21 protein-coding genes are annotated in these 17,922 nt (G+C 73.7%); 17 read left to right on the top strand and 4 right to left on the bottom strand.

Annotated elements, in window-relative coordinates:
• The first annotated feature begins 65 nt into the window (after positions 1 to 65).
• Complete coding sequence (locus tag L1857_RS13705) at positions 66 to 1,130, top strand: LacI family DNA-binding transcriptional regulator (protein WP_249465241.1); 1,065 nt, start codon at positions 66 to 68, stop codon at positions 1,128 to 1,130.
• An 8-nt stretch (positions 1,131 to 1,138) separates the two neighbouring features.
• On the opposite strand, the gene L1857_RS13700 is transcribed toward L1857_RS13705, so the two are convergent.
• Positions 1,139 to 1,396 (bottom strand): substrate-binding domain-containing protein, encoded by a 258-nt coding sequence (locus L1857_RS13700; RefSeq protein WP_283258033.1) that lies wholly within the window; start codon positions 1,394 to 1,396, stop codon positions 1,139 to 1,141.
• 12 nt (positions 1,397 to 1,408) lie between these two features.
• Here L1857_RS13700 and L1857_RS13695 point away from each other — a divergent pair, with 12 nt between their 5' ends.
• Complete coding sequence (locus L1857_RS13695) at positions 1,409 to 1,603, top strand: hypothetical protein (protein ID WP_240323412.1); 195 nt, start codon at positions 1,409 to 1,411, stop codon at positions 1,601 to 1,603.
• Here the strand turns inward: L1857_RS13695 and L1857_RS13690 are convergent.
• Entirely contained in the window at positions 1,600 to 3,141 is a 1,542-nt protein-coding gene (locus L1857_RS13690; RefSeq protein ID WP_240323413.1) for a serine/threonine-protein kinase, read from the bottom strand. The two genes, L1857_RS13695 and L1857_RS13690, sit on opposite strands and share 4 nt — an antisense overlap.
• A gap of 104 nt (positions 3,142 to 3,245) precedes the next feature.
• Between L1857_RS13690 and L1857_RS13685 the strand changes: the two genes are divergently transcribed.
• Both L1857_RS13685 and L1857_RS13680 read left to right on the top strand, forming a co-directional pair.
• Complete coding sequence (locus L1857_RS13685) at positions 3,246 to 3,782, top strand: MarR family winged helix-turn-helix transcriptional regulator (protein ID WP_094005237.1); 537 nt, start codon at positions 3,246 to 3,248, stop codon at positions 3,780 to 3,782.
• A 62-nt stretch (positions 3,783 to 3,844) separates the two neighbouring features.
• Entirely contained in the window at positions 3,845 to 4,369 is a 525-nt protein-coding gene (locus L1857_RS13680) for a hypothetical protein (protein ID WP_116114309.1), read from the top strand.
• A 214-nt stretch (positions 4,370 to 4,583) separates the two neighbouring features.
• On the opposite strand, the gene L1857_RS13675 is transcribed toward L1857_RS13680, so the two are convergent.
• Positions 4,584 to 6,032: an aldehyde dehydrogenase gene (locus L1857_RS13675; RefSeq protein WP_249465240.1), complete on the bottom strand. Its 1,449-nt coding sequence runs from the start codon at positions 6,030 to 6,032 to the stop codon at positions 4,584 to 4,586.
• A 183-nt stretch (positions 6,033 to 6,215) separates the two neighbouring features.
• Between L1857_RS13675 and L1857_RS13670 the strand changes: the two genes are divergently transcribed.
• The 13 genes from L1857_RS13670 to ligD all read left to right on the top strand — a co-directional run bounded on the left by L1857_RS13670 (position 6,216) and on the right by ligD (position 17,433).
• Positions 6,216 to 6,725 carry a cupin domain-containing protein gene (locus tag L1857_RS13670; RefSeq protein WP_094005240.1) on the top strand — a complete coding sequence of 170 codons (510 nt, stop codon included), beginning with the start codon at positions 6,216 to 6,218 and terminating at the stop codon, positions 6,723 to 6,725.
• A 4-nt stretch (positions 6,726 to 6,729) separates the two neighbouring features.
• Positions 6,730 to 7,665, top strand: coding sequence for a PDR/VanB family oxidoreductase (locus L1857_RS13665; protein ID WP_116114312.1), 936 nt, complete (start codon positions 6,730 to 6,732; stop codon positions 7,663 to 7,665).
• Positions 7,666 to 7,669: 4 nt separating this feature from the next.
• Complete coding sequence (locus tag L1857_RS13660; protein ID WP_094005242.1) at positions 7,670 to 7,861, top strand: recombinase-like helix-turn-helix domain-containing protein; 192 nt, start codon at positions 7,670 to 7,672, stop codon at positions 7,859 to 7,861.
• Positions 7,858 to 8,901, top strand: a complete 1,044-nt coding sequence (locus tag L1857_RS13655) for an aromatic ring-hydroxylating oxygenase subunit alpha (protein ID WP_233157235.1) — start codon at positions 7,858 to 7,860, stop codon at positions 8,899 to 8,901. The genes L1857_RS13660 and L1857_RS13655 overlap by 4 nt, the downstream gene beginning before the upstream one ends.
• A gap of 21 nt (positions 8,902 to 8,922) precedes the next feature.
• The gene (locus tag L1857_RS13650; RefSeq protein WP_116114314.1) at positions 8,923 to 9,846 is read left to right on the top strand and encodes a VOC family protein; all 924 of its coding nucleotides are present in this window, start codon (positions 8,923 to 8,925) and stop codon (positions 9,844 to 9,846) included.
• Positions 9,843 to 10,619: an aspartate dehydrogenase domain-containing protein gene (locus tag L1857_RS13645; protein WP_249465238.1), complete on the top strand. Its 777-nt coding sequence runs from the start codon at positions 9,843 to 9,845 to the stop codon at positions 10,617 to 10,619. The genes L1857_RS13650 and L1857_RS13645 overlap by 4 nt, the downstream gene beginning before the upstream one ends.
• A complete protein-coding gene (locus L1857_RS13640) occupies positions 10,616 to 11,329 on the top strand; it encodes an alpha/beta fold hydrolase (RefSeq protein ID WP_116114319.1) in 714 nt (237 codons plus the stop codon). Before L1857_RS13645 ends, L1857_RS13640 begins: the two co-directional genes overlap by 4 nt.
• Entirely contained in the window at positions 11,320 to 12,054 is a 735-nt protein-coding gene (locus tag L1857_RS13635) for an SDR family oxidoreductase (protein ID WP_116114321.1), read from the top strand. Before L1857_RS13640 ends, L1857_RS13635 begins: the two co-directional genes overlap by 10 nt.
• Before the next feature lie 8 nt (positions 12,055 to 12,062).
• The gene (locus tag L1857_RS13630; protein ID WP_116114323.1) at positions 12,063 to 12,842 is read left to right on the top strand and encodes an SDR family oxidoreductase; all 780 of its coding nucleotides are present in this window, start codon (positions 12,063 to 12,065) and stop codon (positions 12,840 to 12,842) included.
• 10 nt (positions 12,843 to 12,852) lie between these two features.
• Positions 12,853 to 14,472: a thiamine pyrophosphate-binding protein gene (locus L1857_RS13625; protein ID WP_249465236.1), complete on the top strand. Its 1,620-nt coding sequence runs from the start codon at positions 12,853 to 12,855 to the stop codon at positions 14,470 to 14,472.
• Positions 14,472 to 15,059 (top strand): dienelactone hydrolase family protein, encoded by a 588-nt coding sequence (locus tag L1857_RS13620; protein WP_249465234.1) that lies wholly within the window; start codon positions 14,472 to 14,474, stop codon positions 15,057 to 15,059. Before L1857_RS13625 ends, L1857_RS13620 begins: the two co-directional genes overlap by 1 nt.
• Complete coding sequence (locus tag L1857_RS13615; protein WP_167481524.1) at positions 15,056 to 16,435, top strand: MFS transporter; 1,380 nt, start codon at positions 15,056 to 15,058, stop codon at positions 16,433 to 16,435. Before L1857_RS13620 ends, L1857_RS13615 begins: the two co-directional genes overlap by 4 nt.
• Positions 16,436 to 16,503: 68 nt before the next feature.
• A complete protein-coding gene (ligD, locus tag L1857_RS13610) occupies positions 16,504 to 17,433 on the top strand; it encodes a non-homologous end-joining DNA ligase (protein WP_249465231.1) in 930 nt (309 codons plus the stop codon).
• On the opposite strand, the gene L1857_RS13605 is transcribed toward ligD, so the two are convergent.
• Entirely contained in the window at positions 17,382 to 17,735 is a 354-nt protein-coding gene (locus L1857_RS13605; RefSeq protein WP_205413425.1) for a hypothetical protein, read from the bottom strand. The two genes, ligD and L1857_RS13605, sit on opposite strands and share 52 nt — an antisense overlap.
• Positions 17,736 to 17,922 lie beyond the last annotated feature (187 nt).

The raw sequence follows: 17,922 nt of genomic DNA, 5'->3' as shown, positions 1-17,922 counted from the left end.
AGCCGGTAGTAGCATCAGTCAAGACTTCTTTTTGTGAACGGCTTGTGCACTGGGGAGGCATGCGGGTGACCACGCACGGAGCGGCCTCGCTGATCGACGTGGCGCGGGCCGCGGGCGTTTCGACGGCGACCGCGGGGCGCGCGCTGGGCGGGTACGGGCAGGTCAGCGAGCGGACCCGGGAGCGGGTGCTGGCGGCGGCGGCCGAGCTGGGGTACCGGCCGAACGGGCTGGCCCGCAGCATGGTCACCGGAAGCACGCAGACGATCGGCGTGGTGGTGACCGACGTGGCGAACCCGTTCTTCGCCACCGCGTTGCGCGGGATCACCGACGTGACGTCCCCGGCCGGGTTCGAGGTGCTGCTGGCCAACACCGGCGGGGTGCTGGAGGCCGAGCAGCGGGCGGTCACGGTGATGTCGGAGAAGCGGGTGGACGGCGTGATCGTCGCGGCCGCGCGGCCCGGCGAGGGGGCGCACCTGCGGCGCGCGATGGACGCCGGGGTGCCGGTCGTGCTCATCGACCGACAGGTCAGCGGGGTGCCGGAGGCCGACAGCGTCACCGTGGACAACGACCACGCCGCGGCCGAGGCCGTCGGGCACCTGGCGGAGCTGGGGCACCGGCGGATCGGGGTGATCACCGAGGCCGGGGACCAGCTGGCGCGCGTGCGGACGGGCAACCGGCGGCGCGGGTTGTTCCCGAGCGCGGTGCGGTTGCGGGGGTATGTGAGCGCGCTGGAGGCGGCGGGGCTGCCGGTGGACGCCGAGCTGGTGGCGTCCGCGCGGTACGACCGCGAGTCGGCCTACGACGCGCTGAACCGGTTGCTGGACCTGCCGGAGCCGCCGACGGCGGTGCTGTGCACGGACAACGTGCTCGCCTCGGGCGCGTACCGGGCGGCGCAGGACCGCGGGCTGCGGATGCCGTCGCAGCTGTCGCTGATCGGCTTCGACGACGAGCCGTGGACGACGCTGGTGCGCCCCGGGCTGACGATCGTCGAGCAGCCGACCTACGACCTGGGCGCCCGCGCGGGACGGCAGCTGCTGGACCGCATCACCGCCGGCGACGCCCCGAGGCGCCCCCAGCACGTGCAGCTCCGGGCGAAGCTGGTCGCCCGCGGGTCGACGGTGCCGCAGTAGCCGGGCCCTCAGCCGCCGAGCGGGCCGGTCGTCCCGCGGACCACCAGGCGGGGCGTGAACACGACGTCGCGCTGCCGCACCGGGGCCGCCTCGATGCGGTCGATCGCGCGGGCCACCGCGAGCGTGGTGAGGGCCGTGGCGTCCTGCGCGACCGTGGTCAGGTCGACGTGGCTGAAGCCGGCGAGGCTGCTGTCGTCGTACCCGATGACGCTGACGTCCCCCGGCACCGCGAGGCCGGACCTGCGCAGCACGTCCAGCACTCCCAGCGCGGCCGGCCGTTGAACACCGTCACCGCGGCCGGCGGGGGCACGGCGCTCAACCAGACCGCCTCGAACGCCGCGAACAGCATCGGAGCCGGCCTGGGCGGCCGCGCGATCGCCGCCGGGCACGGCTACCTGTCCGCGGCGTGGGTCGGCGCCGGACTCGGCGCGGTGGGGCTTGTTCTGGCCGCCCCCGCGTTCCGGCTGGACTAGTCGCGGTCGCGGTCACGGCCGTGTCCGCGGCCGGGCTTGTCGTCCTTGCGCTCCTCTTCCTCGTCGTCGCCGGGGTCGCTCTGCTTCTGTTCCACCACGGTCGTGGGCGCGGGCGTGGAGGGCGGCGGTGGGGGCGTGCTCGTCTCGCTGGACAGCACGGCGTCGGCGTCGATCAGGGGGAACGGTGTGGACCGGATGAGCTCCAGGCGGTGCGTCTCGGTGATCGTGCGGCCGTCCTCGACGGTGTAGGCGATGCCGACCGACACCGTGTTGGCGGCGACCACCGCGGGCGGCGTGGTGATCGTCAGCCGGGTGATCCGCGACCAGAACGTGCGGTAGGCGTCCTGGCCCTGCGCCTGCATCCGCGGCCCGAGACGCGCCCAGGCGTTGTCCGGCCGCGCGGGCAGCAGGGCGTAGTACTCGCTGACCGCCGCGGTGATCGAGGCGGCGTCGAGCGCGGCGGGCGGTGCGGGCGCCGGGGCCGGTGGGTCCGGCGTGAGCTGCGTGATCAGGACGACCACCGCCAGCGCCGCGAGCACCGCCCCCGCCACGGGCAGCAGGAAGCGCCGCCGGTTCGGGGGCGCGGTGGGCCGCGGGTTCAGCAGGGTCCCGCCGCCGACCGGGGCGACCGGGACCGTCGGCGCGGACGGCGTCACCACCGGCTGCGTCCGGGCCCGCGCCGGGTTCAACGCGCGTGGCGGCACCGGCTGCCCGTCGGCGACCGCCTGGAGCGCGGTCACGATCTGCACCGTGCTGGGGCGCTGGGCGGGGTCGGCGTGCAGCACGGCCGTCAGGACCGGGGTGAGCGGGCCGGCCCGCCGCGGCGGCGGGACCTCGCCGGCGGCAACGCGGTGCAGCAGCGCGATCGAGTTCTCGTCCTCCCCGAACGGCGGGACGCCCTCGACCGCGGCGTACAGCGTGGCGCCGAGGGAGAACACGTCGGAGTCGGGGCTGGGTTCCTGTCCGCGCGCGATCTCCGGGGCCAGGTAGGCCGGGGTGCCGGCGACCAGGCCGGCCTGGGTCAGCGCGACGTCGCCGGTGGCGCGGGAGATGCCGAAGTCGGCGATCTTGACCGCGCCGTCGTCGCTCACCAGCAGGTTCCCCGGTTTGACGTCGCGGTGCACGATCCCGGCGGCGTGCGCGGCCGCCAGCGCGGACGCGGCCTGCACCCCGATCCGCGCCACGGCCTCGGGCGCGAGCGGCCCCTGCTCGGCGAGCAGCGCGGCGAGGCTGCGGGCGGGCACGTACTCCATCACCAGCACCGGCTGGCCGTTGTGCTCGGCGACGTCGTGCACGGTGACGACGTGCGGGTGACGCAGCCGCGCGGCGATCCTGCCCTCGCGCATGATGCGCTGCCGCGCCTGCTCGCCCTGCGCCGGTCCGGGCCACAGCTGTTTCACCGCGACCGGGCGCTGGAGGCGCTCGTCGAGCGCGAGCCAGACGACGCCCATCGCCCCGGCGCCCAGGCGGCTCCGCAGCCGGTAGCGGCCGGCCAGGAGCCCGCCGGCGCCGTCCACGGTCAGACCCTCCGTAGTCACCGGAACAGGTTACGGAGTCGGGGGTGGCGGGACGAGGCCGGGCAGGCGGCCCACCTATCTTAGCGGTGATATTCTTACCCTGAAAATACCTTGGAGGGGGTTCGATGCCCAAGCGCGACAAGCCGCAGCCGGACGCGGTCGACGTGATGCTCGCGGAGTGGCGTCGCGAGGCGCCGGAGATCGACGCGTCGCCGCTGGCGGTGTTCGGGCGCCTGCACCGGGCCTTCGACGGCTACACCGTGCAGCTCAACCGCGTGTTCGGGCGGTACGGGATCAACATCTCCGCCTTCGGCATCCTGGCCGCGCTGCGCCGCGTGGGCGCGCCGTACCGCCGGACGGCCGGTGAGCTGGCCGACGCGAACCTGCTCACCACGGGCGGCATCACGCAGCGGGTCGACAAGCTGGAGGCGGCCGGCCTGGTCTACCGCGAACGCGACGCCACCGACCGGCGCATCGTCTACATCGGACTGACCGAGGACGGCCTCGCGCTGACCGACAAGGTCGCCGGAGTCCACTTCGCCAACGAGAACCGGATGCTCGCCGGCCTGACGAAGACCGAGCGGACACAGCTGGCGCAACTGCTGAGCCGTCTGGAGCACTCGATCCGGCTGGCCGAGATGGCCGACCGGGCCGAGCGCTGAGGGAACCGATCGGGCCGCCGGGGAGTCGGACGGCAAAGATCAACCTCCCGGAAGGCTGCCTGATGACCGACCCCGTGCCGAACCTCGGCAACGACGCCACGGCGACCCTGTTCGACGCGATCGACCACGCGGTGGACGAGGCGGAGGACACCGCGTCCGGGTTCGTGCCCTTCGTGCTCGCCGTCCTGCCCGACGGCGAGAAGGTCGCGAAGCGTTACGTCGACGACGAGGAGAACTTCACCGTCGAGGGCAGCGTCGCGCTGGCCCGGCAGGACCTCGCCGCGGCCGACCCGGTGCCCCGCCACGTCGCACTGGCCTGGGACGGCTTCCTGACCCTCGACGAGGACCGGACCGAGGCCGTGTTCGTCGACGCCTACGAGCAGGGCAGGCCGGAAAGTGTGCGGTTCGCGCAGCGCTACCTCCGCGGCGGCAACGGGCTGGAGCTGCTCGGGAACCCGTTGCTGCTCAACCACCGCCCCGAGCCGATGCTGCCGCTCCCCACCGGCCCGGCGGGCGAGGCGACGGACGCGCGCGCCGCCGCGATCGCCCGGATCCAGGCCCTGGCCGACCGCCAGAAGCGGCGCTAGGTTCCCGCAGCGTGGGGTGGGCGCCGCCCCGGCGCCACCGGCGAGCCGGTGAGCTTTGGTGGTCCAACCGCCAGGGCCCGGGGCGGTCAGTCCCGGGGTCGGTGACGTGTCTCTGGAGCTCGGTGCCCAGGGTGCCCGGCAGGTCGATCTGGTGCTGCCGCCGCAGTCCCCGGTCCGCCGGCCGGCTGAGGCGCGGTCCCTGGCGCGGTACGCCCTAGCCCGCCCAGGGCAGGGGCTCCTCGTCCAGGCCCCAGTACACGCTCTTCTGCCGCAGGTACCCGAGGATCCCCTCGCGGCCCTTGTCGACGCCCAGCCCGCTCTCCTTCCTGCCTGAGAACGGCGTCGAGATGCTGAACTGCTTGTACGTGTTGATCCACACCGTCCCGGCCTCGATCCGCCGCGCCAGGCGCCACGCGCGGCGGTAGTCGGCGGTCCAGATGCCGCACGCCAGGCCGTACACCGTGTCGTTCGCCTGCGCCACCAGGTCCTCCTCGTCCCGGTACGGCAGCAGCACCCCGACCGGGCCGAAGATCTCCTCCTGGCACGTCTTCGACGAGTTCGGCAGCCCCTCCAGCAGCGTCGGCGGGTAGTACGCGCCCACCGAGGACGGCACCTCTCCCCCGCACAGCACCCGCGCCCCCTCCTCCCGCGCGCGGTCCACCAGCGACGCCACCCGGTCGCGGTGCGCGACCGTCGCCAGCGGCGCCACCTGCGTGTCCGCCGCGGTGCCCGGCCCCATCCTCAGCCGGGACGCCCCCGCCACCAGCAGGTCCCGGAACTCGGCGTACCGCGACTCCGGCAGGAAGATCCGCGACCCGGCGATGCAGCTCTGGCCGCTGGAGGAGAAGATCCCGTACAGGATCCCGGCCACCGCCTGCTCCACCGCCGCGTCCGGGCACACGATCGTCGGTGACTTGCCGCCCAGCTCCATGGTCACCGGCATGACCTTCTCCGCCGCGATCCGCCCGATCGCCCGCCCGGTCGAGGTGCCGCCAGTGAACGCGACCTTGCCGACCAGCGGGTGCCGCACGATCGCATCCCCCACCACCGACCCCGGGCCCGGCAGCACGGACAGCAACGGCGCCGGCACCCCCGCCTCCAGCACCAGCCGCGCCAGCGCCAGCGACACCAGCGGGGTCGCCTCGGCCGGTTTGAGCAGCACGCCGTTGCCCGCGGCCAGCGCGGGCGCGATCTTCTGCGCGTCGCTGGCGATCGGCGAGTTCCACGGCGTGATCGCGCCGACCACTCCGATCGGCTCGTACACCGACATGGTCAGCCACGGCCCGCGTTGCGGGGTCAGCGCGGTTTCCATCGTCTCCAGCGCCGCCGCGTAGAACCGGAACGTCCCGGCCGCGCTCGCGACCAGCGCCCGCGTCTCCCGCCGGGTCTTGCCGGTGTTGCGGGTCTGCAGCAGGGCCAGCGACTCCGCGTCCCGCTCGATCAGGTCGCCGACCCGGGCCAGCACCCGGGCCCGTTCGTGCGGCAGCAACGCCGCCCACTCGGCCACCGACGCCGCGCGGGCCGCCTCGTCGACGTCCCGCGCGGACGCGCCGTGCACGACCGCGATCGGCTCACCGGTCGCCGGGTCCACGCACTCCAGCGGTGCGCCACCGCCCCGCCGCCACCGCCCGGCCACCAGGATCTCGTCCGCGGGCACTGTCATCGAGCCACCTCCACACGCCGTCCAGGCTCGGCAGAATAACTTAGCTCTAAGTTAATTGGAAGGTGTTGACGGCATTGGAACGAACCCGCAGAAAACTTAGCGCTAAGGGTTGTCGGCGACCGGGCGGCGGTGCTACAAACTCTTCCCAAGTTCCCTTAGAGCTAAGACATCCAAGGAGATCCCGTGACGACGACGCAAGCCGGCCTCGAGGAACTGATCGACTCCTGCATCGCAACCCGCGAATCGCGCTACGAGGACTGGGACACGCTCGGTTTCCAGGCCAAGGCGGGCGACCAGTTCCGCCGCGCCCAGGTCCGCTACATCGGCTCCGGCGCCACCGGCAACCACGACACCGACAACCGCATCCTGCCCTCGGAGCACTTCACCTTCTCCAACATGCGGTTGCCGGCCGGGGCGATCGGCCCCGAGCACACCCACCACGACGTGGAAGAGGTCTTCTTCGTCCTGGAGGGCACCCTCGAGGTCACCGTGCACGACGTCGAGGACGGCACCAAGACCGCCAGCCGCGTGCTGGGCTACCGCGACCTGATCCGCGTCCCCGCCGGGGTGCCGCGCAGCCTGCGCAACATCGGCGACACCGACGCCCTGTTCGCGGTGATCATCGGCGCGCAGAAGCCGCAGCTGCCGACCTACCCGCCGACCTCGCCGATGCACGGCGTGACCCGCGACTGACGCCATGCCCCGGACGGTACGAGTTCACCAGAGCACCTGGCTGGCCGACGGGGTCGTGCGCGTCGAGCTGCGCGACCCCGCCGGGGCGGCCCTGCCGGCGTGGGAGCCGGGCGCGCACCTGTCGCTGCACCTGCCCAACGGGCTGGTCCGGGAGTACTCCCTGTGCGGCGACCCGGCGGACGGGCACAGCTGGACCGTGGCCGTCCTGCGCGAGCCGTCCTCCCGCGGCGGCAGCGCGTGGGTGCACGAGCGCCTCACGCCCGGCACGCTGATCGAGATCGACGGGCCGCGCAACAACTTCGCCCTCGAAGACGCGCGGGCGCACCTGCTGATCGCGGGCGGCATCGGCATCACGCCCCTGCTGGCGATGGCGGACCGCCTGCAAGAGCGGGATTCCGACTGGAGCATGCTCTACTGTGGACGATCCCGGGCGAGCATGGCCTTCCTGGGCGACCTGCCCGCGGACCGGGTGCGCGTGCACGCCGACGACGAGCACGGCGGACCGCCGGACCTGGCCGCGGAGCTGGCCGGTCTCCGTCCGGGCACGCTGGTCTACTGCTGCGGCCCGGAACCGCTCATCGCCGCGGTCGAGGCCGCGCTCCCGGACACCTCGATGCTGCGGGTCGAGCGGTTCCGCGCGCCCACAACAACCCCGCCCACCCCTGACGAGGGCTTCGACGTGGTGTGCGGCGGGTCCGGGCGGCGCGTGCCGGTTCCGGCCGGGGTGTCCATCCTGGACGCGCTCGCCGGGGCGGGGGTGTCCGTGCCGAACTCCTGCCGGGAAGGGGTGTGCGGCACGTGCGAGACCAAGGTGCTCTCCGGGGAACCGGAGCACCGCGACTTCCTGCTGAGCGACGACGAGAAGGCGGCCGGCGGCACGATGCTGATCTGCGTGTCGCGCAGCCGGTCGGCCGAGCTCGTCCTGGACGTGGAGGACTGAGGACATGCCTTCCAGCTACGAGAACGCGTTCGGCGACGAACTCGAGGCGATCTACGGCCGCGGCGTGCACGACCTGCCCGGTGTCGTGGCCGCCCTCAACTCCTCCGGGGTGCGCCCCGCGGGCGGCGAGGACTGGACCGAGTCGTCGTTCACCGCCGAACTGGCCCGCCTGAGCGGAACGGAGAACCACGCGTGAACCCCTTGCACACCCCCGAGGGCCTGCTGACGTTCGGGCTGCGGGACCGCTGGTACCCGCTGTGCCCGTCGGACCACGTGCGCACCGGCGAACTCGTCCGGATCGACCGCGCGGGCGAGCAGCTGCTGCTGTGGCGAGACGCCGCGGGAACCGTGCACGTCCAGGAGGACCGCTGCCCGCACCGCGGGGCGCGGCTGTCGCAGGGCGTGCACATGGGCGACCGGATCGCGTGCAACTACCACGGCGTGCAGCTCGACGCCGAGGGCACGGTGGTGTCCGTGCCGGGCAGCCCGGGCTGCGCGCTGGAGGGCCGCCGCGTGCTGCGGACGTTCCCCGCCGAGGAGCACGCGGGCGCGATCTTCGCCTGGTTCGGGGTCGACGAATCGGCACCGCCGGCCCCGCTGGAGGTGCCCGAGCCGATCGCAGGGGGAGAGTGGTCGCAGTTCCTCTGCTACGTCGAATGGGACGCGCCCTACCTGTACTCGCTGGACAACCTGCTCGACCCCATGCACGGCGCGTTCCTGCACCGCAACAGCCACACCATGTTCGCCGGCAAGCGCGAGGCGGTCTTCCAGATCCGCGCGACCGACAAGGGTTTCGTGTTCGAGAAGACCGACCAGCGCGGCGTCAACTTCGACTGGGTGGAGCTGACTCACGGCGGCGCCGACTGGGTCACCCTCGACATCCCGTACCCCGACACCGCCGGCCCGGGCGGTCCGTTCTCGATCGTCGCCGGTTTGTGCGCGATCTCGGAGAACCGGCACGCCGGGTTCTTCTGGCGCTGCCGCAAGGTGTCCGGCTGGGAGCGGGACAGCTGGCGCTTCCTCTACCGCAACCGGCTGGAGGCCCGGCACTACGCGGTGCTGGAGCAGGACCGCGAAATGGCCGAGGCGATGCCCGCCGACGCGTGGGACCGGGAAAACCTCTACCAGCACGACATCGCGCTGGTCCGCATGCGGCGCCTGCTCAAGGCCGAAGCCGCGAAACAGGTGGCCCGCCTGACCGAGCCCGCGACCGCCCCGCCGGTCCCGGTCGCCTGACAACTTCCCTTGGAGGACACCATGTCCGAACCCGTCGTCCGGTTGCGGGCGCTGCGGTCGGTGACCCTGCGCTCCACCGCGTGCGCCGACGCGGGCGAGTTCTACCGCGAGGTGTGGGGGCTGCGGCAGGTCGAGCAGGACACCGGCGCGGTGTGGCTGCGCGGCACCAGCAGCGAACACCACGTGCTGCAGTTGCAGCAGGCCGAGCAGAACGCGCTCGGCAAGGTGGCCTTCGCGATCGCCACGCCCCGCGAGATCGACGAGGCCGCCACGCGCCTGGCCGCCCAGGGCATCCCGCTGGTCACCGAGCCCGGCAAGCTGGACCAGGTCGGCGGCGGCTACGGGCTGCGCTTCGCCGATCCGGAGGGCAGGCTGATCGAGCTGTCCGCGGACGTGTTCGCGGTGACCCCGGACGATCCGGACGGGCACCCCGCGGTGCCGCGGAAGCTGGCGCACGTCGTGCTCAACACCGCCGACATCGACGCGGCCTGCGAGTTCTACACGCGCGTGCTCGGCATGCGGATCTCCGACTGGTCCGAGCACCAGATGGCGTTCCTGCGCTGCAACGCCGACCACCACGTGATCGCGTTCAACCAGGCGCCGTTCGCGTCGGTCAACCACGTCGCCTACGAGATGGCCTCGATCGACCACTTCATGCGCGGCATCGGGCGGCTGCGGCACAACGGGATCACCCCGCTGTGGGGCCCGGGGCGGCACGGGCCGGGCAGCAACACGTTCGGCTACTTCGCCGACCCGGCCGGGCTGGTGTGCGAGTACACCTCCGAGGTCGAGCAGGTGGTGGAGGACGCGTGGCTGTGCCGGGTGTGGCGGCGCACGCCCGAGCTGTCCGACCTGTGGGGCACCGCGGGCCCGCCGTCGAAGGACGTCCGCACCCACATGGCGGGCGTGCCCGACCCCGGCTACTCGGCGTGGTGGCAGGGATGAGGACCGGGGTGATCGGCGCGGGCGCGATCGGCGGCGTGGTCGCCCGCGCCCTGCGCGACGGGACCGTGCCGGGTGCGACGCTCTCCGGCGTCGTGGACCCAGCCGGGCCCGCGGACCTGCCGGTGGTGTCGCTGGACGAGCTGCTGTCCACTTCGGACCTGGTGGTCGAGGCGGCCGGGCAGCGCGCACTGGCGGAGGTCGGACCTCAGGTGCTGGCCGCCGGGCGGGACCTGCTGGTCGTGTCGGTCGGCGCGCTGGCCGACGACGCCCTGCTGGCGAAGCTGCTGTCCGCCGGACCGGGTGAGCTGCACCTGTCCACCGGGGCGATCGGCGGGCTGGACCTGCTGCGGGCGGCGGCCCGGATGGCGCCGCTGTCCCGGGTGACGATCGAGACCACGAAACTGGCCGCGAACCTGGTGCAGCCGTGGATGCCCGACGGTCAGGCCGAGCGGCTGCGGGCCACCGCCGAGCCGGTCGAGCTGATGCGCGGCCCGGCCCGCGAGGTGACCGCGGCGTTCCCGAAGTCGGCGAACGTGGCGGCCTCGGTGGCGCTGGCCGCGGGCGACTGGGACGTGGTCGAGGCGGCGGTGATCGCCGATCCGGCCGCGGAGCTGACCTCGCACGTCATCACCGCTGAGGGGCCGGCCGGGTCGTACCGGTTCGAGATCCGCAACCGGCCCTCGCCGCGGACTCCGACGAGCAGCGAGGTCGTGCCGCACGCGGTGCTCGGCGCGATCGCCGCGCTGGCCGAGCCGCGGGTGGTGTTCCGATGACTCCGGTGTTGCTGCTGCACGGCATCGGCGGGTCGAGCGCGTCCTTCGAGCCGCAGGTGGACGTGCTGTCGAAGCGGCACCGGGTGGTCGCCTGGGACGCGCCGGGCTACGGGGACTCGCCCGATCCGGAGCGGGCCGACATCGGCTGGTACGCCGAGCAGGCGGCGCGGATCTTCGACGAGCCCGCGCACGTGGTGGGCGTGTCGTGGGGCGGGGTGATCGCGACCCGGCTCGCGCTGGAGCACCCCGTGCGGTCGCTGACCCTGGCCGATTCGACGCGCGGCTCCGGCACCAGCCCCGAGGCCGCCGCGCGGATGCGGGTGCGGGTGGACGAGCTGGCCGAGGTGGGCGCCGCGGAGTTCGCGCGGCGGCGCGCGCCGCGGCTCAGCTCCGATCCGGCGACCCGCGCGAAGGTCGAGGCGACCATGGCCCGGGTGCGCCTGGCCGGGTACCGCGCGGCCGCGGAGTCGATGGCCACCACCAACCACGGTCCGCTGCTCGGCCGGATCAGCGTGCCGACGCTGGTGGTGGTCGGCGCGGACGACCAGGTCACCGGCGTCGCGGAGAGCCGGTTGCTGGCGCGGGAAATCCCGGGCGCGCGGCTGCGCGTGATCGGCGGCGGGCACGCGGCCAACCAGGAGTGCCCGGACGAGTTCAACGAGGTCCTGCTGGAGTTCCTGTCCGAAGTGGAGGCCGCGCGATGCGCCTGATCGTGGTGACCGGCGCCGGGCGCGGGCTCGGCTGGGCGATCGCCGACGCCCTCGGCGCGTCCGGCGCGCAGGTCGTGGTCGCCGAGCGCGATCCGGAGCGGGCCGCCCGCGGGGTGGCGCAGCTGGAAGAGCGCGGCCGGACCGTGCACCGCATCGACACCGACGTCGCCGATCCCGATTCGGTGGCGCACCTGGCGAAGCGGGTCGCGGAGATCGGGCCGCTGCACGGGCTGGTCAACAACGCGGCGATGGCCGACGGCGTGGGCGGCAAGCACTTCGCCGACCTCGAAGTCGAGGCGTGGGACCGGCTGATGACGGTGAACGCGCGCGGTCCGTGGCTGGTCGCCCGTGCCCTGTACGCGCAGCTGGCGGCCACCGGCGGGCGGATCGTGAACATCGCCTCCGACGTCGCGTTGTTCGGGCCGCCGCGGCTGGTGCACTACGTGTCGTCGAAGGGCGCGGTGATCGCGATGACCCGCGCCATGGCCCGCGACGCCGGGCCGGACGGGGTGACGGTGAACGCGGTCGCGCCGGGCCTGACCGAGGTCGAGGCCACCGAGCGGGTGCCCCGCGAACGGCACCAGCTCTACGCGGACGGGCGAGCGCTGACCCGGGCGCAGCAACCGGGTGACGTGGTGGGCGCGGTGGAGTTCCTGCTCTCCGACGCCGCGTCGTTCATCACCGGGCAAACGTTGGTCGTCGACGGCGGATTCGTCTGCCACTAGGAGCTTTCATGGACCTGCGACTTTCCGGGCGGGCGGTGGTGGTGACCGGCGCCAGCTCCGGTGTCGGGCTGGCCACCGCCGCGCTGCTGCTCGCGGAGGGCGCGCACGTCGCCGCGTGCGCGCGGGACGGCGAGCGGCTGGAGAAGGCGCTCGCCGATCTGCCCCGCGCGTCCGGCGCCCGGCTGTACACCGCGGCCTGCGACGTCCTCGACGCCGGCGACGTGCGGCGGTTCGTCACCGGCGCGGGCGAGGAGTTCGGCGGGCTGGACGGCGTGGTCAACAACGCCGGCCGCTCGCTGATGGCGCGGCTGGCCGAGACCAGCGACGAGCAGTGGCGCGACGAGCTGCACCTGAAGATCTTCTCCGTGCTGCACGTGGTCCGCGCCGCGCAGCCGTGGTTGCGGCCGGGTGCGGCGGTGGTCAACGTCAACGCGATCCTGTCGCGGCAGCCGGAACCCCAGCTCGCCGCGACCTCGGCGGCGCGGGCGGCACTGCTGAACCTGTCCAAGACGCTGGCCGCGGAGCTGGCGCCCCAGGTGCGGGTCAACTCGGTGTGCCTCGGCCTGGTGGACACCGGGCAGTGGCGGCGCCGGTACGAGCAGTCCGGCACCTCCCGGTCGTGGGAGGACTGGACCCGCGAGCTGGCCGAGGACCGCGGCATCCCGCTCGGCCGGCTCGGCACCGCCGGCGAGGTCGCCTTCCCGATCGTGGCGCTGCTGTCGCCACGCGCGTCCTATGTGACCGGTTCCGCCCTCGATGTCGGTGGCGGCGTCGCCCGATACGTCTGAGGAGACACTCGTGAAACACGGCAACGGCGGGGACTTGCTCGCCCAGATCCTGATCGACAACGGCGTCGACACCGCGTTCGGCATCGTCAGCGTGCACAACCTGCCGCTGGTGGAGGCGATCGCGGCGCGGCTGCGGTTCGTCCCGGTGCGGCACGAGGCCGCGGCGGTCAACGCGGCCGACGGGTACGCCCGCGCCCGGGGCGGCCTCGGCGTCGCGATCACCAGCACCGGCACCGGCGCGGGCAACGCGGCCGGGTCGCTCGTGGAGGCGCTGACCGCGGGCAGCCGGGTGCTGCACGTGACCGGGCAGATCGACTCGCCCTACCTCGGGCAGGGGCGCGGGGTCATCCACGAGACCCGCGACCAGCTGGGCATGCTCACGGCGGTGTCCAAGCACGCGGCGACCATCTCCTCCGTGGCCGACGCCGAGGACGTGCTGCGGCAGGCGGTCCGGCACGCCGTGTCGATCCCCTGTGGACCATCCAGTGTGGAGTGGCCGATCGACCTGCAGTACGCGCGGCACACGTTCACCGCCCGCGGTCCGGAGACCCCCGCGCCGGTGCCGTCGCCGGACCAGGACGCGCTGGCCCGGGCGGAAGAGTTGCTCGCCGCGGCGCGTCGGCCGGTGATCTGGGCCGGCGGTGGCGCGGTGGGCGCGCGGGACGAGGTGCGGGAGCTGGCCGAGCGGCTGCGGGCGCCGGTGTTCACGAGCAACTCCGGGCGGGGCACGCTGCCCGAGGACCACGAGCTGGTGGTGGGCAACTTCGCGACCGCGGCGGAGGACCTGCTGGCCGAGGCCGACCTGCTGATCTCGATCGGCACGCACTTCCGGTCCAACGAGACCAGGCACTACCACCTGGCGCTGCCCGAGCGGCACATCCAGATCGACGTCGACCCCGCCGCCCTGGGCCGGGTGTACCCGGCGACGGTCGGAATCGCCGGGGAGGCGGCCGAGGTGCTCCGGCGCCTGCGGGGCGGGCCGGGTGATCCGGCGTGGCGGGGGCGGGCGGTGGCGACGCGGGCCGCCGTGCGGTCGCGGCTGCGTGAGGCGATCGGCCCGTACGCCGAGATCTGTGACGCGATGCGCGCGGGGCTGCCGCGGGAGTCGGTGATCGCGCGGGACGTGACGATCCCGTCGAGCCAGTGGGGCAACCGGCTGCTGGAGATCGCCGACCCGCGCACCAACCTGTTCCCGGTCGGCGGCGGGATCGGGCAGGGCCTGGCGACCGGCATCGGCGCGGCGCTGGCCGGCCGCGACGCACCCACGCTGGTGATGGTGGGCGACGGCGGGCTGGCCGTGCACCTGGGCGAGCTGGGCACGCTGGCGCAGGAGAAGCCGTGGCTGGTGCTGGTCGTGTTCAACGACGGCGGGTACGGGGTGCTGCGCAACATGCAGGACCACCACGGCGGCGCGCGGGCCGGGGTGGACCTCTACACCCCGGACTTCTCGCGGCTGGCGCAGTCGCTGGACCTGCCGTACCAGCTGGTGAGCAAGCCGTCGCTGTTCGGGGAGGCCCTGGAGAAGGCGGTCGCGCAGCACGGCCCGTCCGTGATCGAGGTCGACGTGACGGCGCTGGACCCGGCGCCGCGCCCGTTCGTCCCGCCGGTGCCCGTCCCCCGGGAGGACTGATGACCACCCCGGCGACCAGCCACCACCACGGACACGCCCCCGCCAACCGGCGGCGCCGCATCCTCAAGACGGCCGCGCCGCTGCTCGTGCGCTACCCCGTCGCCGACGTACGCGCCGCCGTGATCGTCCTGCACGACGAGCGCGGGCTCACCGCCGGAGCCGAGGCCGCGTGCCGCGCGCTCGCCGAGTGCGGGTACCTCGCCGTGGCCCCGCTGCTCTACTACGACACCGGCGGACGGGTCTACCCGCGCGGCAACTTCGCCGCCCTCGAACCGGAGGACCTCGCCGCCGACGTCGCCGGCGCGCTCGACCACCTGCGGCGGCGCGCGCAAGTCCCGCCCACCGCGTTCACCGGGCTCGGCCAGGGCGCCCACCTCGCCGCGTGGGCCGCCACCACGCACGGCCTGCCCGCGGTGGGCGTCGAGCCGCGCGAAGGTCCCTGGCCCGGTCTCCCCGAGCTGCCGGTGCTCGCCGCGAACCTGGGCGAGTCCTGGCTGTCCCTGCGTGACGAAGACGACACCTGGGACGAAGCAGTGCGATTCCTCGATTCAGCCCGCACACTATTGCCCGACGAGGAGACCGAATGAGCATCGACGCCACACCCGCAATGACGCAGGGTGACATCGCGGCCCGGCTGGAACGGCTGCCGATGTCGCGCTGGCAGATCAGCGTTCGCCTGCTGATCGGCATCGTGACCTTCTTCGAGGCGTTCGACCAGCTGCTGATCGCCTACACGCTGCCGGTGCTCTCCCGCGAGTGGGGCCTGTCGGCGGCCACCAGCACCGCGGCGCTGACCATCGGCTCGATCGGGATGCTGCTCGGCGCGCTGGTCTCCGGCTGGGCCGCCGACCGGATCGGCCGCGTCAAGGTGATCGCGATCTGCGTCGCGGTCAGCGCCCTGTGCAGCGCCGGCATGGCCGCCTGCGACTCGCTCACCCCGTTCCTCGTCCTGCGGTTCGTGCAGGGGCTCGCGATCGGCGGCGAGGTGCCCACCGCCGCGGCCTACATCAGCGAGATCACCCGCGCCCACAAGCGCGGCCGGTTCGTGCTGCTCTACGAGGTGGTGTTCCCGGCGGGCCTGGCGGTGAGCGCGCTGGTCGCGGCGTGGCTGATCCCGCTGTGGGGCTGGCGCTCGCTGTACCTGCTGGCCGCCGTGCCCGGCCTGATGGCGTTCGTGATCCTGAAGAAGGTGCCGGAGTCGCCGCGCTGGCTCGCCTCGCGCGGCAAGTACGACCGGGCGGCCGCGGCGATGGCGACGATGGAGGCGAAGGTCCAGCGCGCGACCGGTGAGCCGCTGCCCGCGCCGGCCGCCGCGGTGCCGGTGACCGCCCCGCAGCAGCGCGGCAACGCCCTGCGCGACCTGTTCGCCGGACGCTACCGGCGTCGCACGCTGACGGTGTGGACGATCTGGTTCGTCGGCTACCTCGCCAACTACGGCATCACGTCCTGGCTGCCGACGATCTACCGCGGTGTGTTCCACCTGCCGCTGGGCCAGGCGCTCTGGTACAGCACCGCGACCTCGGCCGCCGGTCTGGCCGGCTGCGTGCTGGCGGCGCTGGTGATCGACCGGATCGGGCGGCGGATGGTGCTGGCCGCCGGTCTCGGCGCGACCACCGCGATGCTGGTGGTGCTGGGCGCGCTCGGCGCCGGGTCGCCGGTGCAGCTGCTGGTGTGGTCGTCGCTGGCGGCGGTGTTCAACTTCGCCGTGAACATCAGCCTGTACCTGTACACGCCCGAGCTGTACCCGACGCGCAGCCGCGCGCTGGGCTGCAGCCTGGGCGGGGTGATGAACCGGCTGGGCCTGATCCTCGGGCCGATCCTGGTCGGCGCGGTCTACGCCGGCGGCACCGCGCTGGGTTCGGTGTTCCTGCTGATCAGCGGTATCACGCTGGTGGGTGCGATCGTGGCCGCGGTGTTCGCGGAGGAGACCCGCGGCCGCACGCTGGAGGAGATCGCGCCCTGACGCCGTCGCGGGGTGCCGGGTCCGCCCGGCACCCCGCGACGGGGCGGTTTTCGCGCTAGGTTCGGTCCATGGCCAAGGGCGAGGCGGTGGAGCTGGAGGCCGGGAACCACACGGTGCGGATCTCGAACCCGCAGCGGGTCTACTTCCCGGCGCGGGGCGAGACGAAGCTCGACCTGGCGCGGTACTACCTGGCCGTGGGCGAGGGGATCGTGCGCGCGCTGCGGGAGCGGCCGTGCATGCTGCACCGGTTCCCGTCCGGGGTCAGCGGCGACAAGGTGCACCAGAAGCGGGTGCCGGCCGGGGCGCCGCCGTGGCTGGAGACGGTGCGCGTGCACTTCCCGCGCTACGACCGGCACGCCGACGAGCTGTGCGTCACCGAGCTGGCCCACGTGATCTGGGCGGTGCAGATGAGTACCGTGGAATTCCACCCCTGGAACTCGCGGCGCGCGGACACCGAGAAGCCCGACGAGTGGCGCATCGACCTCGACCCCGGCCCGGAGGCCGATTTCGCGCGGGTGCGGCGGGTGGCGCACGTCGCGCACGAGGTGCTCGACGAGCTGGGCGCCGTGGGCTGGCCGAAGACCTCCGGGGGCAGCGGCCTGCACATCTACGTGCGGATCGAGCCGCGGTGGGGGTTCAGCGAGGTGCGCCGGGCGGCGCTGGCGTTCGCGCGCGAGGTGGAGCGCCGCGCCCCCGACGACGTGACCACGACGTGGTGGCGCAAGGACCGCGACCCGGCGCTGGTGTTCGTGGACTACAACCAGAACGCGCGCGACCACACGATCGCGAGCGCGTACTCGGTGCGCGGCGTGCCCGAGGCGACGGTGTCGACGCCGATCCGGTGGGACGAGATCGACGACGTCGAACCGGGCGACTGCACGATCGCGACGGTCCCCGCGAGGTTCGCCAAGCTCGGCGACCTGCACGCCGGCATCGACGACACCGCCTACTCGCTGGAGACGCTGCTGGACTGGGCCGACCGCGACGGGCTGGACTGACCGCCGCGGACCGAGGCGGCGGGGCGCATCCGGAACACGACGATCAACGCGAGGACGGCGACCACGGCCATGGCCAGGAACGCGTCGCAGCCGGTCGACACGTCGGCCTGGAACCCGACCGTCGTCATCCCCGGCGACGATGTCGTCTCCCGCGTCGCGGCGCTGATGATCGGGGTGGCGACGAAGATGAACCCGACGCTGAGCCCGGGGATCCCGACGCCCGCGGGGATCACCGACGCTGCCGTCGCGAAGCTCGACAGGAACAGGGCGAACAGCGCCATCGCCGTGAGACCCGCCAGCACCAGCGGCCGGGTGCCGAGGCGGTCGGCGAGGCGGCGGCGGGTATCGGCACCGCCGCCGGTCCGGCCATCGGCGGCGGGATCGGCCAGTTCCTCGGCTGGCCCGCGCTGTTCTGGCTCATGCTCGTGGTCGCGCTGGTGCTGCTGCCCGCGGCGTGGCGCGTGCTGCCCGGCGAGTCCCCGGCGGGCG

The sequence above is a fragment of the Amycolatopsis thermalba genome, assembly GCF_023376025.1.
Lineage (GTDB): Bacteria > Actinomycetota > Actinomycetes > Mycobacteriales > Pseudonocardiaceae > Amycolatopsis_E > Amycolatopsis_E thermalba.
This window is presented reverse-complemented; position numbering and strand designations above follow the sequence as displayed.

Excerpts from the sequence above, each read along its gene's own strand:
- ligD (WP_249465231.1), top strand. The coding sequence starts at position 16,504 with ATGGCCAAGGGCGAGGCGGTGGAGCTGGAGGCCGGGAACCACACGGTG.
- L1857_RS13660 (WP_094005242.1), top strand. The coding sequence starts at position 7,670 with ATGCCTTCCAGCTACGAGAACGCGTTCGGCGACGAACTCGAGGCGATC.
- L1857_RS13675 (WP_249465240.1), bottom strand. The coding sequence starts at position 6,032 with ATGACAGTGCCCGCGGACGAGATCCTGGTGGCCGGGCGGTGGCGGCGG.
- L1857_RS13685 (WP_094005237.1), top strand. The coding sequence starts at position 3,246 with ATGCCCAAGCGCGACAAGCCGCAGCCGGACGCGGTCGACGTGATGCTC.
- L1857_RS13630 (WP_116114323.1), top strand. The coding sequence starts at position 12,063 with ATGGACCTGCGACTTTCCGGGCGGGCGGTGGTGGTGACCGGCGCCAGC.
- L1857_RS13640 (WP_116114319.1), top strand. The coding sequence starts at position 10,616 with ATGACTCCGGTGTTGCTGCTGCACGGCATCGGCGGGTCGAGCGCGTCC.
- L1857_RS13680 (WP_116114309.1), top strand. The coding sequence starts at position 3,845 with ATGACCGACCCCGTGCCGAACCTCGGCAACGACGCCACGGCGACCCTG.
- L1857_RS13620 (WP_249465234.1), top strand. The coding sequence starts at position 14,472 with ATGACCACCCCGGCGACCAGCCACCACCACGGACACGCCCCCGCCAAC.
- L1857_RS13615 (WP_167481524.1), top strand. The coding sequence starts at position 15,056 with ATGAGCATCGACGCCACACCCGCAATGACGCAGGGTGACATCGCGGCC.
- L1857_RS13645 (WP_249465238.1), top strand. The coding sequence starts at position 9,843 with ATGAGGACCGGGGTGATCGGCGCGGGCGCGATCGGCGGCGTGGTCGCC.
- L1857_RS13665 (WP_116114312.1), top strand. The coding sequence starts at position 6,730 with ATGCCCCGGACGGTACGAGTTCACCAGAGCACCTGGCTGGCCGACGGG.
- L1857_RS13635 (WP_116114321.1), top strand. The coding sequence starts at position 11,320 with ATGCGCCTGATCGTGGTGACCGGCGCCGGGCGCGGGCTCGGCTGGGCG.
- L1857_RS13650 (WP_116114314.1), top strand. The coding sequence starts at position 8,923 with ATGTCCGAACCCGTCGTCCGGTTGCGGGCGCTGCGGTCGGTGACCCTG.